Genomic DNA, 13,323 nt, shown 5'->3' on the forward strand with positions numbered 1-13,323 from the left:
GGTCCATTTGATTGTGCGGAGGAGCCACTACACTCGGCGTATCTGACCTGCGGGGCGGTGTACAACACACCGTCCCGCGGCATTGCCCAACGGTTGCGGACGGCGGTGACATGGCTTCGGAGGAACGCGCGAGCAAGACCTGGCGGGTCACCAGGTACCGAGTCACCCACGCCATCGCCAAGATGCGCGCGGAGTACGGCAAGAGTCCGCCCCGGTCCACCGAGCACACACCGCCCGTCGACCCGCCGGTACCCGCCGATCTGCTGAATCTGCTGTGCCGGCTCGGGGTGGCGCTGGTCGGCGCCGGCGAGACGTCCGCGCGGGTGCAGACCCTGCTCGACAAGCTGTCGAGGCGCTACGGCACCGACAATATCCACTTCATGGTGCTGCCCACCGCCGTGTTCGTCCGGGTCCGCACCGACAACACCTCCTTTATCGACATGCTCGACGCGCGTGTCGGCACCCTGCCACTGGACCAGATCGACGGCCTCTACCGGCTCATCGACCGGATCGAGCAGGATGCGCCGCCGCCGAGCCAGGCGTCCGACGACCTCGACACAATCCTGACCCAGAAACCCGGCAGTCCGCCGTGGCTGATCCTGCTCGGACAGGTCGTGCTGACCGTCGGCATCGGCATGATGCTCAACCCGGGCGCGCGGGCGCTGGTCGGCTATGTGGTGCTCGGTCTGGTCGTCGGCGCCCTCACCCAGCTCGCCGACAAGGTGAAGCTGCTGTCGATGGCGTTGCCGGTGGTCGCCTCGGCGGTGGTGGCGCTGCTGGCGTACGGCTTTCCCGGAGCGCTCGCCGGTGGGCAGCCGCAGCAATTGCTGATTCCCGCGGTCGCGACGCTGCTACCCGGCGCGATGCTCACCAACGGCACCATCGAACTGGCGACCGGGTCGATGGTGGCCGGTGCCAGCCGGGTCGTCTACGGCATCAACATGCTGTTCCTGCTCGCGCTGGGTTCCTATGTGGGGATCAGTCTGCTCGGGCCGCTGTCCGACCCACCGGTGAGTAGTGCCCAATTGGGTTGGTGGGCACCGATACTCGGGGTGCTGCTGATCGGGTACGGGCATTCATGGCGGTCGAGCGCGCCGCAGAACACGGTGGGCTGGCTGCTGCTGGTCCTCTACATCACCTTCGCGGCCCAGCTGTTCGGCAAGCATGTGTCCGGCCCGCTGACGGGCGCGTTCTTCGGTGGCATCGTCGCCGTGAACGCGGCGTATCTGATCCAGGGCCGCAAACACGCGCCGCCGACGCAGGTGGCGTTCCTGCCCGCGTTCTGGATGCTGGTGCCCGGCGGCATCAGCCTCACCGGGATCTCCGACCTGGTCACACACTCCCTCTCGGGGGTGGCGAGCGGCGGGCTCGAGGTGCTGGTATCGGCACTGCTCTCAGTGATGTCGATCGCGCTGGGTGTGATGGTCGGATCGGGCCTCGCGACCGCGCACACTCCGCGGGTCAGCACGATCATCGACACGGTGGTGCCACGTCATCTGCCGTGGCACCATGCGACGCGCGCCGAGAAATCCGACTCAGACAGCTAGCCGGTTCTGGCCGCTGGTCAGTTTCAGATGGCAGAGCTGAGTGGCACGGTGTGGATGGGCGTCTCGCCGACGAGTTGACCGAAGCGCGCGATCACCTTCTCGTGGTACAGCGCGAACAGATCCCCGAACAGCGCTAGCTGGGCCTCGCTCGGCGCGGATTCGGCGTCCCACACCGCGAGCAACGCCCGCCAGACGAGCACGTGCAGATCGGGCGCGACGGCGAAGTAGGCGTCGACCGCCTCCGGCACCTCGACGACCATATCGGCGATCGAATTCAGTACCGCGCGTTGCATACTCATCTCGAGCACGCCGAGCAGCTTGCGTACCAGTGCGATCTCGGCGGCGATGATGCGCGCGTGATCGGGCACGGCGTCGCGGGCCATCGCCTCGAGTTCGTCGACGGCGGCGGCGAGCTCGGCCGAGTCGAGTACCTTCTCCCCCGCGGTGTAGGCGAGCAGCGCCTCGCCGACGATGCCGCGCTCCACCTCGACGATGTCGGTGAACATCTCGGCGGCGACAGCGGGCGCGGTGATCGAGAACCGGAACAGGTGCCGGTAGACGTCCATGCCGCCCTCGACCCGGACATCGCGGATGGTGAAGCCCTTGCCCCGCCTGGCCTCGACGAATCCGTAGGACTCGAGTCTGCCCAGGATGAGCTGGGCGGTGGCGCGGTTCATCCCGAACTCGTCGGCGACCTGGCGTACCGATGGCATCAGCTCGCCGGGCCGGTACTCGCCGGTGGCTACCCGGCGTGCCAACTCATCGGCGACGTCGGCGACCACCGTCCGGGATCCCATCGAAACAACACCTCTCGGTCATGAACCGGCTACGTCCCAGACAGTTTAGGTGGTGGGGCCGACACCCGCACGCACCAGCGGTGCTGTGGGCCGGTTCACGTCACACAGCCGTTCACTGCCTGGAACCGACCGAACAGCCTCTTCGGCAAGTAATCGGCAATTCAGCGGACGCCGAGGCACGCCCGAGGTCGACCGGCGGAAATCCCCGAGAAGCCCGCGCATCTGGATCAGACAGCATTGCGCGACACCGTGATTGAATACGCACGCAACGGGGCAGCTAAACATCTTGGGGAAAATGGTGAGAACCGCCCGGCTCGCCGCGAGCGCGGTCGCCGTGATCGCGGTGCGCGCGAGCTAGATCATGTCCTTCTTGTCCAGCCAGCGCATGACGGGCCAGCCCAAACCGACGGGGATCCAGCAGGTCAGGACGCGGTAGAGCAGTACCGCGGGGACCGCGATCTCGGCCGGGACGCCGAAGGCCGCGAGACCACCGATCAGCGCCGCTTCGACCGCGCCGACGCCACCGGGTGTCGGCGCGGCCGAAGCCAGCGTGCCGCCGATCATCGTGACGATGGTGACGGCCACGAAATCCGTTCCGCCACCGAAGGCTTCGACACTCGTCCACAACGCCAGCGCCTGCCCGAGCGTGATCGCGCCGCAGCCGCCGACGATCACCAGGAATCGCTTCGGGTCCTTGGCGAGGTCGACGAGTTCGCCAAGCACTTCCGTGACCTGCGGGCGGATCGAATGATTCACCCAGCGCCGCAACGTCGGCACGAACATGAACGCGCCGATCAGTCCGACGCCGACACCGGCGATCAGGTACAGCACGGTCGCGTCGGGCACGATGTGTGCCAGGTTGGTCGACGTGCCCGCCACCACGCTGAACACCACGAGCAGCACCAGGTGGGTGAGCACCTGCATCGACTGCTGCATCGCCACCGCGGCCGTCGCGCGCAGCGTCGACATGCCCGCCTTCTGCAGGAACCGCACGCTCAGCGCCAGCCCGCCGACACCGGCGGGGGTGGTCGTCGCCACGAAGGTGTTGGCCAGCTGCTCCACCACCAGGTAGCGCATCCTGATCAGCCCGTCCGCGCAGGCGCCGAGCGCGGCGGCGGCACCGATGTAGGTGAGCCCCGAGACCGCGAGGCCGGCCAGCGCCCACCACCAGTTGATCGTGCGCAGCTGACTGAAGAACGTCGGCACCTGGCTGATGAACGGATAGGCCACATAGACGAGCGCGACCAGCAGGACGAGCTGGATGATCTGGTTGCGGGAGAAGCGGGTGATCTGCTCGGACTGGATGCGGTCGTGGCCGGTCTGCCTGCGCACCTCCTCGCGGGCGGTGGCCATCACTTTCGTCCACTGCGGCACCGACTTTCGAATGCCGATCGACATGGCCGATTTCGTCAGCCGCCGGGCCGCGTGGGCGACGACGTCCTCGCCGAGCACCTCGATCGCGGCCGAGACTGCCTCGTGTTTGCCGTAGAGCGAGGTGGTGGTCACCAGCAGCTGGGCGATATCGGTCTGGCACTGTGCCTCGGCGGTCCCGAATTCAGCGGCCGCGAAACCACCGAACAGCGTGTCGCCCTGACTGACTCGCACGAAGCCGGGTTGCAGATCGCCAAGGCTGATCTGGTTCTCGTGCAGGCGATGCAGCGACCGCCACACCCCCGGCAGCACCTGCGCCGACAGCGTGGCGATCGGCGTGCCGCGAGGCATGGTGTGCGCGTACAGCATCCAGCCGCGACTCAGGCCCGCCACCGCGACCTGGTGGCTGTCGGCCATACCGAGGTCCCCGATCGCGATGCCGAGCAGCGCTCGATGTTCCACCGCCCGGTGCATCGATCCGTGCAGCGGCGCGGTTTCGCTGGAGCGGAACGTGATCCAGCGCCACACCTGCCGGATCGCGCCGAAGCTGCGCTGGTTCTTGCCGTACAGCTCGACGACGATCTCGTCTTCGGGCCCGTCGACCTCGGTGGCGAGCAGCAGCGGTCCGCGTCCGGCCGGGCGATCGACCCGGAAAGCATGCACCGTGTAGCCGCGCCCCGCGAGCACCCGGACCGCGGCGTCGAGCGGCACCTCGAGCGCGGGCGTGCCGACCAGCCAGACGATCACCGCACCGACGAGCCAGCCGACCACCAGGCCGAGCATCGCCCGCGCGGGCACCACCGAGCTCACCGCCAGGTGAATCGGTGCGAACATCAGCAGCAGGAACCACATCCAGCGCCGTGTCCGCGTCGGCAACCACGGACTCGACACGGTGAGCATGGCCGCGAGCATCGCGATCCAGCGTGGGTCGTCGAGGAATTGCGACAGGAAGGTGTCGAACCGGTCCGGGACCGGCAGGTGCCATTTCGGGGTGGAGATGCCGGTGCCGGTGATCGACAGGGCCAGCACGGCGAGCAGGCCCGCCGCCCCGTACCCGAACAGCAGTTTCCACTGCCTGCGCAGCACGAGTTCGATGAAGATGGCGAACGGCAGTGCCAGGATGAGCAATCCGTAGATCAGATAGACCATGGTCGACTGGTCCTGGCTGAGGAAGTCGACGATATTGGCGACCGAACGTTCCAGCGCCAGCCACTCCGGTCGGGTGATCAGCGAGCCCGCGATCACGATGGCAACGCCCAGCGCCGCCAGCACCACCCGGACGATGTCACTGGTACGCCGGATCAGCGGTTGCAGGAGTTTCCCCGTGACCGGGATATCCCGACCGTCGACTCGCATGAGCCGCACGATACACACCGACACGCCGCAGACCCGCCGTGACATCACCCAACCGGCACGGTCGTTCCCGCGTGCGGTGAAGCCGATCACAGGCCGTCACAAACACCGGCGTCACCCCGTCCAGGAAGTAGGGAAACACCCACTCAGCCGGAAGGAACGATCATGCAGGTTCTGCTCGCAGGCGCCACCGGCGCCATCGGCCGCCCTCTGATCCGCGCGTTGACCGCGAACGGGCACGCGGTCTCGGCGCTCGTCCGCGATCCGAGCGCGCACCCGCTCGTCCGCGAACTCGGTGCCGTGCCGATCACGGCCGATGTACTCGACCGCGACGGGCTGCTGCGCGCGGTGGAGGGCACTCGCGCCGACGCCGTGATCCACCAGGCCACCGCCCTGCGCAATGCGAAGGTGCAGCGCCGGATTCCGGCCGACGATCCGACCAGCTTGCTGCGCACGGTCGGCACGGCCAACCTGCTCGATGCCGCGGAGCGGGTGGGTGCAGGGCGATTCGTCACGCAGTCGCTGATCCTCGGCTACGGGTACCACGATCACGGTGACCGGCTCATCACCGAACGCGATCGGTTCGGCGTGTACGACGGTGGGGTGGCCGACGAGGTGGTGCGCGCGTGCGTCACCGGCGAGAGCCAGGCGTTCGAGGCACCCGGGGTCGAGGCCATCGCGATGCGGTACGGGCTCTTCTACGGGCCAGGCGCGTTCAGCGATCTGTTCGCGGACATGATGCGTAAGCACAGTCCGGTCGGGCCGCTCGGTTCCGGTGGCGTCAATACCTGGGTCCATGTCGATGACGCGGCCGCCGCGACCGTCGCCGCGCTGGAACGCGGCATACCCGGCCGCGCCTACAACATCGCCGACGACAACCCGATCACCTGGCGGGAGTTCTTCACCGAGGTGGCGCGCAGCCAGCACACGCCGCGTCCGATTCGCTTGCCGGCGTGGATGATTCGACTGGCCGTTCCCTATATCGGTGCGCTCATGTCGGACACCTCGATACGGATCTCGAGTCAGCTCGCGCACGATGAATTAGGTTGGCGTCCACAGTATTCCAGCGTTTCCGCGGGGCTCGCCGCCTAGCGGGTCGACGCGATCGGAGCCACGGCGGAGCTCGAGGATGCCGTACGCCGGTTCAGTGCGCCCTGGCCACGACGGCGGCGCGGTCGTGGCCGGGGATCACTTCGATCTCGGCGGGCAGGGCATGCAGGCGGTGGATCGTCTCGAAGGCCTTGTCGCGGTCGGCGTCGACGAATTCGCCGGGGATCGGGGCCTTTTCGCGTAGGAGGTCGATTTGCAGGGTGCTCCAGACCGCGTCGCCGGCGAGCAGCACCCGGGAGCCGTCGTCGACCGCGAGGAGAACGCCGACACTGCCGGGCGTATGACCGGCCAGGTCGACGATCAGCACGGAGCCGTCGCCGAAGAGATCGTGACTGCGGTCGAAGGTGAGAACCGGCGGGCCGTCGAGTTCGTAGAGGTCGAAGGCACGTCCGCGCAGGGGACCGCGGGCGACGCCGAGCGGGACGTGCGAACCGCCCATCGCCCAGTGGTATTCGACGGCGGGCACCCGGATCGGAACCAAGCCGGGCAGCTCGTACAGGCCGGAGACGTGATCCCAGTGCAGATGGGTCGGCAGCACGAAGTCGATGTCGTTGCCGGTGAGGTCGTGGGCGGCCAGCACCTCGGTCAGCGGGTGCACCGGATCGTCGGGAGCCACCAGCTGCGATACCAGGAACGGCAGTTCGGGCAGCACCCGCTCGTGCACGCCCGCGCAGATCGCCGGGTCGACGAGGAAGGTGGCGTCGGGGTGGCGGATCAGGAAGCTCGACATGGTCAGCTGCGTTGACCGCAGCGTGCGCACGCCCTCGGCGACGATCGCGGTCGGCGCGCACAGATCCGCCTGCACGAGCGCGGTCAGCCCGACCGTGTTGTGCGCGGGCGGAACAGCAGCGGACTCGAGCCCGTCGAGGAAAATCTTGTTCGCCCCGCGCGGCCAGAGCAGCCGCGGGCCCGTCGCGGCAACAGCGACACAGCAGGCGAGAACAGTCGATAACATAGTCGTGCGCTCACCCATACCTGTCACCGTAGGCGATCCCCCACACCCCGACCACCGGACCAGGTCGAGCCACTCGACTGCAGACTCCGCTCGCGCTAACGCATGACAACATCCGGCGACCTTCCGGCTATCGGCCCGACAGCGGGCGCTGGCGTCGGTCTACGGTGGGCTCAGTCGGTGCGGCCCATCAGCCGATCCGTCTCACGCCGTTCACGTTTTGTGGGCCGACCGGCGCCACGCTCCCGTTGCGGCAGCGTCGCTAGAACTTCCTTCGGCGGCGGTGGTGGGCTGCGGTCGATCAGACACTGGGCGGCGACCGGTGGGCCGACCCGCTTGTGGATGATCCGTTCGACCACCACGATGCGCTCGATACCCGCATGCCGGACCCTGATCTCGTCACCGGGGCGAACGGTCAGCGCCGGTTTCGCGGTCACCCCATTAACGCGCACATGCCCGGCGCGACAGGCTTCTGCCGCGGCCGAGCGTGTTTTGAACAGGCGCACTGCCCAGGTCCAGGCGTCTACCCGGGCCTGGGTTTCGGAGCGCTGCTGCGCGGGGGCCACCCCTAGACGATACGGCGAGCCGTGACGACGTCGTCGGCGGAGAGGTGGGTGTAGGACACCGGGGTGCCCGACTGCACGGCATTGAGGAGCTGGCCGTTGCCCGCGTAGATACCGACGTGGCCGCCACCGTTGGTGATGACGATGTCACCGGCCTGCAGGTTGTCGAACGAGACCGGAGCGCCGACGTGCGACTGCTCGAAGCTGGTGCGCGGCAGTTCGACACCGGCCTGGCGGTATGCCCACTGCACGAGGCCGGAGCAGTCGAAGCTCTGCGGGCCCGCGGCACCCCAGTTGTACTGGGCGCCGACCTTGCCACGAGCGGCGTCGAGAGCGACGTTGCCCGCAGTCTGCTGCTGCTGGAACGGGTTTTCGATGTTCACGCTCGGGAGCTGCGGTGCGGCCTGGCCCTGAGGGGCGACCATCGCCTGCAGCTGCTTCTCCATCTGCTGCGCCGGCTGCTCGAGCTCTGGCGGCAGATCGAAGTTACCGAGACCGGGAATGTTGATCGTGGCGGCCTGCGACAGCGCGGGCATCGCACCGGTTGTAGCGGCCACCGCGCCCAGGACAAGGGCACCCTTGACGGAATTCGGCAGTCGAGAATCCCGCTGCAAGCTGTGTTTACCCACCGAGACGAGTCTCCGATCTTGCTACTCTCCCGCCGATTCGTCGCGAATCGCTTGGCGACAACGACTATTCGGCGGTGACCCAGTGGCGCCGCTTCTCTGACGAACCGACAGACTCCACTAAGTCACGAGAAGATTACGGCCTGTGATGAGCGCTGTCCAGCGAAGCACGCAAGTTGTTTTCCGCCAACGGGAAAAGCCCAGAACAGAAGCCACGGCACCGGCGTGTCGGCGCGAGTAACGAATTCATCGTCACTGTCGCGCGATGCGTTACCGATCGCGCAGCGCGCGCTCGAGTTCGTCGATGCGCGTCCGGGCGTCGGCCAGGTCGACCTCCAGCCTGCCAAGCATGATCAACAGTGGTCCGAGCGCCAGGTCGGCGAGCGCCTCAGGGGGCAGGTCGCCATAGCCCTGCTCGAACGTCGCCTCGAGCGTCGCCAGCAGTCCGCGCCGGACCGAGTCGGCCAGATACGCCCCCGGCGGCAGCGGCCACGCGGCGACCATTTCGGCGGTGGACCTCGGTTGCTCGGACATCACCCTCCTTCTCGGATTCACGGACACCTCTCGTGTTCGCTAGCAGTATCTAGGACGCAGCGCAGAGTTACCGAGATTCTCCCGTGCACACGCGCTACGGTTATCCGGCATGGACCCCGTGCGCAATCCGTATGCACCCGGCGCCGGCCAGCGTCCGCCCGAATTGGCCGGTCGTGGCAAACAACTCGCGGCGTTCGACATCGTGCTCGAGCGCATCGCCCGCGGCCGCCCGGAACGCAGCGTGATGCTCACCGGCCTGCGTGGCGTCGGAAAGACCGTGCTGCTCAACCAGCTTCGCTCGGCCGCCATCTCACGCGGCTGGGGCACCGGCAAGATCGAGGCGCGACCCGACCAGGATCTGCGCAGACCGCTGTCCTCGGCACTGCACATGGCGGTGCGCGGGATCGCGATGAACGCGCGCAATGCCGAGCAGGTCGACGATTTCCTCGGCATTCTCAAGGCCTTCGCCCTGCGCGCCACCGCGGACAAGGGAATGCGCGAACGCTGGCAGCCCGGCATCGACGTACCGGCGGTGACCGGCCGTGCCGATTCCGGCGATATCGAGATCGACCTGATCGAACTGTTCAAAGAGGCCGCGGCCCTCGCCTCCGACATCGGTGTCGGCATAGCCGTCTTCATCGACGAAATGCAAGACCTCGGGCCCGCTGACGTGTCCGCGATCTGCGGGGCCTGCCACGAGCTGAGCCAGGACGGCGCGCCGCTGATCGTCGTCGGGGCGGGCCTACCTCACCTCCCCGCAGTCCTTTCGGCCTCGAAAAGCTACTCCGAGCGACTGTTCAGCTATCACCGCATCGATCGCCTCGACCGCGAGTCGGCCGACCTCGCCCTCATCGCGCCCGCCGAACGCGAGGACGTGAAGTTCACCGAGACCGCGCTCGACTCGCTCTACCAAAGAGCCGACGGCTACCCGTATTTCGTGCAGGCCTATGGCAAAGCGGCCTGGGATCAGGCGCCCGACAGCCCGATCACCGCCGAAGATGTGGCCGTGGCCGCACCCGCGGCGGAAGAGGAACTCGCGGTCGGATTCTTCGGCTCCCGCTATGAACGCGCCACCCCCGCCGAACGCGAGTACATGCGCGCCATGGCCGACTTGGCCGGTGACGATGCTCCGGTCGCGACGGCGGCGGTGGCTGCCGAGCTCGGCCGAAAGCCCGCGTCGGTGTCACCCGCGCGCGACGGGCTGATCAAGAAGGGGCTCATCTACTCGGCCGAACGCGGCACGATCGGCTTCACCGTTCCCCACTTCGGCCGCTATCTCCGGAGCGTATGAGTTTCTTCTGGTTTCTATGACATCCACTAGAGAGCGAAAGAAAAACCTGAAGAGCCCACTCGACCAATATCTACATAGTTCTATTCAATTCGCTAGATATTCGAAGATTGTGGTGAGTAACGGTGTGAGCCTGCCCGGGATCAGTTGCGCATCGGGTGGATAACGCGAGGGTTGAGCAGTTAACGCGCTGGAAACCTTCTCCGAAAAGCCCAGCAGGGACGCGTCGTTCAGATGCGTCCCGCCGGACCGGAGGAGGCCGCTATGTCGAAGACCTTCCCTATCACCGACAGCGACGGTCGCCGCTGCACAGTCGTCGCCGACGACGGTGTACCGATCGCGGTCCGCAGCTTCGGCGCCACCGACGCGGCGCTGACCGTCGTCTTCGTCCACGGCCACTGCCTGCACACCGAATATTGGTCCTTCCTGCGCGAACACCTCCTGCGGGACTGGGACGCAGGCACCCGGATGGTCTTCTACGACCACCGCGGCCACGGCGAATCCGGGCACGCGCACCACGGCACCTACACGATCGACCAGCTCGCCACCGATCTCGACGCGGTGCTGCGCGCGGTCGCGCCGACCGGACCGGTGGTGCTGGTCGGTCATTCGATGGGCGCGATGGTGGTGCTGGCCTACGCCCGCCTCTACCCGGCGGCCATCGGTCAGCGGGTCGCGGGGATCGGCCTGATCGCCGGCGCCGCCGGCGGTATCACCGAGGTCGGTCTCGGCAGGCTGCTCAACCGGCACGCGGTGGCCTCGCTGCAACACGCCGTCGTGCACGCGCCCCGGGTGATGCAGGCGTCGAAGCGTCTCTCGCGCTGGATCTTCGGGCCGCTGATCCGCGAGGCGAGCACGGGCACCCGGCGGGTGAATCCACGGGTGGCGGCCATCGCCACCGCGGTGCTGAACGAGACCGCGCTGCTCACCATGTCCGGCTTCCTGAGCTCGCTGCTCGACTTCGACGAGGCGCTCACGCTGCCCCACTTCGGCGATCTGCCCGCCCTGGTCCTGGCGGGTTCGGCCGATCTCATGATGCCGTTCGCGCACTCGGTGGTACTCGCCTCGCAGCTGGCGGGCGCCGAGTTGGTGCGGATCGAGGGCGCGGGTCACAGCGTGGTCCTCGAGCGCGCGGAGGAAGTGGCGCACTCGCTCACCGAGCTGGTCGACCGGGCAAGTACCGGCGTTCGGGCCCGTTACGCCGTCGCGGGGTGAGTCGAACAGTTACCCGATGGCAATCGCAGTGATCCCCCACAACTCCGGGCGTAAACCGAAAAGATCCGTTATTGTGGTGGAGATCACGTTGTGTGGTGAGTCACACGGCTCGGTGCAGTGCGGCCCGGGACTCTTCGGGCGTACCCGTGATCCGGCGAGTCGGTATGCCCGCCATATACCCAGGAGGTAACGATGACACGCAGCGATATCGCGGAACTGCGCTACGCGGTCGGCCAACTCCGGCAATCGATCGGCGCACTGCGCTCCAACTACGGCGACGCGGCCACCATCCGCCGCCTGGAGAACGACCTGGAGCGGCTCGTCATCGACGCCGAGGATTTCGAGCACGAGCCGCCGCCGGAACTGGCCGTTCCGCGCAGGTCCGAGCCGATCTACGTCCCCGACAGCAAGTCGGACGAAGCGGCATGGATGGGCGCGCAGGACGAAGGGTTGGGGTTCCACTCCCGGCCGCGCACGAAGTAAAGCCTGATCACCGGCGCGACGGCCCTGCTACCAGGGTCGTCGCGCCGACCCTCCTGCGCCGCATCGGGGTCACCCCGCCCGATGTCGGCCAAGTCTGCGTGTTCGGGAGCCGTGAAAGCGGGCGCCACGCGGGACTTCAGCGGGCTCGTCGACCTCGGCGGATTCGAACAACGCCGCGATCCCGTGATCGTGGCCGAGCGCGATGGCCTCGAGTCCGTAGCGGCCGCCGGTGCGGCCGAGTTCGTGCAGCATCGTCGTCATGATGCGCAGGCCGGTGGCACCGACCGGATGGCCGAGCGCGATATCCGAGCCGTTCACGTTCAGGCGGTCCAAGGGGTCGAGTTCCCATTCGGTGGCCAAGGCGAGCACCTCCACCGCGTAACCCTCGTTGATCTCGAGCAAGTCGATCTCATCCAGCGAACACCCGGTACGGCCGAGCAGTTTCGACACCGCGGGCGCCGCACCGAGACCGGGGCCCTCGTTGTCACATCCCGCGGCGGCCCACCCCGCGAGGAAAGCCATCGGGGTCAATCCCAGCTCACCGAGGCGATCCTCGGCCACGACCAGGCACGCGGACGCCCCGAGCCGATGCGAACTCATGTTCCCGGCCGTCACCACTCCGTCGGCGAGCAGCGGGCGCAAGCCGGCCAGCGTGTGCGTCGAGAGATCATCGCGAACACCTTCGTCGCGGGTGATCTGGTGATCGCCGTACCCGGCGGCCACCCCGACCACCTCGGCCGCGAACGCACCCTGCCGCCAAGCGCGGGCCGCCTTGCGATGACTGGCGACCGCGAACTCGTCGGCGGCATTGCGGTCGATCCCGTAGTAGTGCGCGAGCCGCTCGGCATTGTGCAGCCCAGCGGTCCCACCGAGCAGCCCGGACTGTGTCGACGCGCATTCCACTCCGCCCGCGACCACCACGTCGGCGGCACCGGTCTGCACCATCATCGCCGCGGTGATCACCGCCTGCAGGCCGCTGCCACCGTGTTTGTCAGTGACGAAACCTGGCACCGCGAAAGGTAATCCGGCGCCGCGGGCGGCGAGCGAACCCACCGCGGGGACATCGGAGAGGCCACCGTCGATGCAGGCCATGGCCACATCGGCGATGCGTAGCGGGTCGATCCCCGAGCGTTCGATCACGGCCGACAACACCGTGGTCGCGAGCCATTCGGCGGGCATACCCGACAGCGCACCACCCTCGACGCCACTGGGCGTGCGGACGGGTGCCACGATCGCGGCTCTTCTCATTGCGCGTCACGCTCCTCTCCCCGGCGGGGGAATACCTGTCACAGGGCACCACAGGTTTGTTGCACAGGTATGACAGCCCGTCACGGCCGTCACGGCTGTGATCGAGATCACCGACGTGTGCGGCAACCGAGTGCGTGAGACCCACGACGAGCGGCGTGAACACAGGCGTATGGTGCTCCACATCACAATCCATCGCGGTGGGGAATGATCACTGCCGCAGACCCGAAGATCAGCGA

At 67.5% G+C, this 13,323-nt stretch carries 12 protein-coding genes; 5 read left to right on the forward strand and 7 right to left on the reverse strand.

The features are described 5' to 3' along the window. Window positions 1-110: 110 nt before the first annotated feature. On the forward strand, window positions 111-1,547 hold the full coding sequence (locus ACQHI0_RS27950) for a threonine/serine ThrE exporter family protein (protein ID WP_427904757.1): 1,437 nt from the start codon (window positions 111-113) through the stop codon (window positions 1,545-1,547). A gap of 23 nt (window positions 1,548-1,570) precedes the next feature. Here the strand turns inward: ACQHI0_RS27950 and ACQHI0_RS27955 are convergent, their stop codons facing one another. Both ACQHI0_RS27955 and ACQHI0_RS27960 read right to left on the reverse strand, forming a co-directional pair. Continuing rightward, complete coding sequence (locus ACQHI0_RS27955) at window positions 1,571-2,344, reverse strand: GntR family transcriptional regulator (RefSeq protein ID WP_427904758.1); 774 nt, start codon at window positions 2,342-2,344, stop codon at window positions 1,571-1,573. Window positions 2,345-2,698: 354 nt separating this feature from the next. Beyond that, a complete protein-coding gene (locus tag ACQHI0_RS27960) occupies window positions 2,699-5,071 on the reverse strand; it encodes a lysylphosphatidylglycerol synthase domain-containing protein (RefSeq protein WP_427904759.1) in 2,373 nt (790 codons plus the stop codon). Between the two features lie 162 nt (window positions 5,072-5,233). On the opposite strand from ACQHI0_RS27960, the gene ACQHI0_RS27965 reads away from it, so the two are divergent. Beyond that, window positions 5,234-6,160, forward strand: a complete 927-nt coding sequence (locus tag ACQHI0_RS27965; RefSeq protein WP_427904760.1) for an NAD-dependent epimerase/dehydratase family protein — start codon at window positions 5,234-5,236, stop codon at window positions 6,158-6,160. Between the two features lie 52 nt (window positions 6,161-6,212). On the opposite strand, the gene ACQHI0_RS27970 is transcribed toward ACQHI0_RS27965, so the two are convergent. The 4 genes from ACQHI0_RS27970 to ACQHI0_RS27985 all read right to left on the reverse strand — a co-directional run bounded on the left by ACQHI0_RS27970 (window position 6,213) and on the right by ACQHI0_RS27985 (window position 8,853). Continuing rightward, window positions 6,213-7,151 (reverse strand): MBL fold metallo-hydrolase, encoded by a 939-nt coding sequence (locus ACQHI0_RS27970; RefSeq protein WP_427904761.1) that lies wholly within the window; start codon window positions 7,149-7,151, stop codon window positions 6,213-6,215. 152 nt (window positions 7,152-7,303) lie between these two features. Beyond that, the gene (locus tag ACQHI0_RS27975) at window positions 7,304-7,696 is read right to left on the reverse strand and encodes an RNA-binding S4 domain-containing protein (protein WP_427904762.1); all 393 of its coding nucleotides are present in this window, start codon (window positions 7,694-7,696) and stop codon (window positions 7,304-7,306) included. 2 nt (window positions 7,697-7,698) lie between these two features. Then, on the reverse strand, window positions 7,699-8,259 hold the full coding sequence (locus ACQHI0_RS27980; RefSeq protein WP_427909322.1) for a C40 family peptidase: 561 nt from the start codon (window positions 8,257-8,259) through the stop codon (window positions 7,699-7,701). A gap of 330 nt (window positions 8,260-8,589) precedes the next feature. Next, window positions 8,590-8,853, reverse strand: a complete 264-nt coding sequence (locus ACQHI0_RS27985; RefSeq protein ID WP_427904763.1) for a hypothetical protein — start codon at window positions 8,851-8,853, stop codon at window positions 8,590-8,592. 109 nt (window positions 8,854-8,962) lie between these two features. On the opposite strand from ACQHI0_RS27985, the gene ACQHI0_RS27990 reads away from it, so the two are divergent. The 3 genes from ACQHI0_RS27990 (at window position 8,963) to ACQHI0_RS28000 (ending at window position 11,839) form a co-directional block, all read left to right on the forward strand. Then, a complete protein-coding gene (locus ACQHI0_RS27990; protein WP_427904764.1) occupies window positions 8,963-10,144 on the forward strand; it encodes an ATP-binding protein in 1,182 nt (393 codons plus the stop codon). A gap of 261 nt (window positions 10,145-10,405) precedes the next feature. Next, window positions 10,406-11,356 (forward strand): alpha/beta fold hydrolase, encoded by a 951-nt coding sequence (locus tag ACQHI0_RS27995; RefSeq protein WP_427904765.1) that lies wholly within the window; start codon window positions 10,406-10,408, stop codon window positions 11,354-11,356. 192 nt (window positions 11,357-11,548) lie between these two features. Then, a complete protein-coding gene (locus ACQHI0_RS28000; RefSeq protein WP_266294652.1) occupies window positions 11,549-11,839 on the forward strand; it encodes a hypothetical protein in 291 nt (96 codons plus the stop codon). 69 nt (window positions 11,840-11,908) lie between these two features. On the opposite strand, the gene ACQHI0_RS28005 is transcribed toward ACQHI0_RS28000, so the two are convergent. Beyond that, a complete protein-coding gene (locus ACQHI0_RS28005) occupies window positions 11,909-13,087 on the reverse strand; it encodes an acetyl-CoA acetyltransferase (RefSeq protein WP_427904766.1) in 1,179 nt (392 codons plus the stop codon). Window positions 13,088-13,323: the final 236 nt, after the last annotated feature.

The sequence above is a fragment of the Nocardia sp. FBN12 genome, assembly GCF_050320175.1.
Lineage (GTDB): Bacteria > Actinomycetota > Actinomycetes > Mycobacteriales > Mycobacteriaceae > Nocardia.

Coding starts and splice junctions, on each gene's coding strand:
- ACQHI0_RS27995 (WP_427904765.1), top strand. CDS start 10,406: ATGTCGAAGACCTTCCCTATCACCGACAGCGACGGTCGCCGCTGCACA.
- ACQHI0_RS28000 (WP_266294652.1), top strand. CDS start 11,549: ATGACACGCAGCGATATCGCGGAACTGCGCTACGCGGTCGGCCAACTC.
- ACQHI0_RS27955 (WP_427904758.1), bottom strand. CDS start 2,344: ATGGGATCCCGGACGGTGGTCGCCGACGTCGCCGATGAGTTGGCACGC.
- ACQHI0_RS27960 (WP_427904759.1), bottom strand. CDS start 5,071: ATGCGAGTCGACGGTCGGGATATCCCGGTCACGGGGAAACTCCTGCAA.
- ACQHI0_RS28005 (WP_427904766.1), bottom strand. CDS start 13,087: ATGAGAAGAGCCGCGATCGTGGCACCCGTCCGCACGCCCAGTGGCGTC.
- ACQHI0_RS27950 (WP_427904757.1), top strand. CDS start 111: ATGGCTTCGGAGGAACGCGCGAGCAAGACCTGGCGGGTCACCAGGTAC.
- ACQHI0_RS27965 (WP_427904760.1), top strand. CDS start 5,234: ATGCAGGTTCTGCTCGCAGGCGCCACCGGCGCCATCGGCCGCCCTCTG.
- ACQHI0_RS27990 (WP_427904764.1), top strand. CDS start 8,963: ATGGACCCCGTGCGCAATCCGTATGCACCCGGCGCCGGCCAGCGTCCG.
- ACQHI0_RS27970 (WP_427904761.1), bottom strand. CDS start 7,151: ATGGGTGAGCGCACGACTATGTTATCGACTGTTCTCGCCTGCTGTGTC.
- ACQHI0_RS27985 (WP_427904763.1), bottom strand. CDS start 8,853: ATGTCCGAGCAACCGAGGTCCACCGCCGAAATGGTCGCCGCGTGGCCG.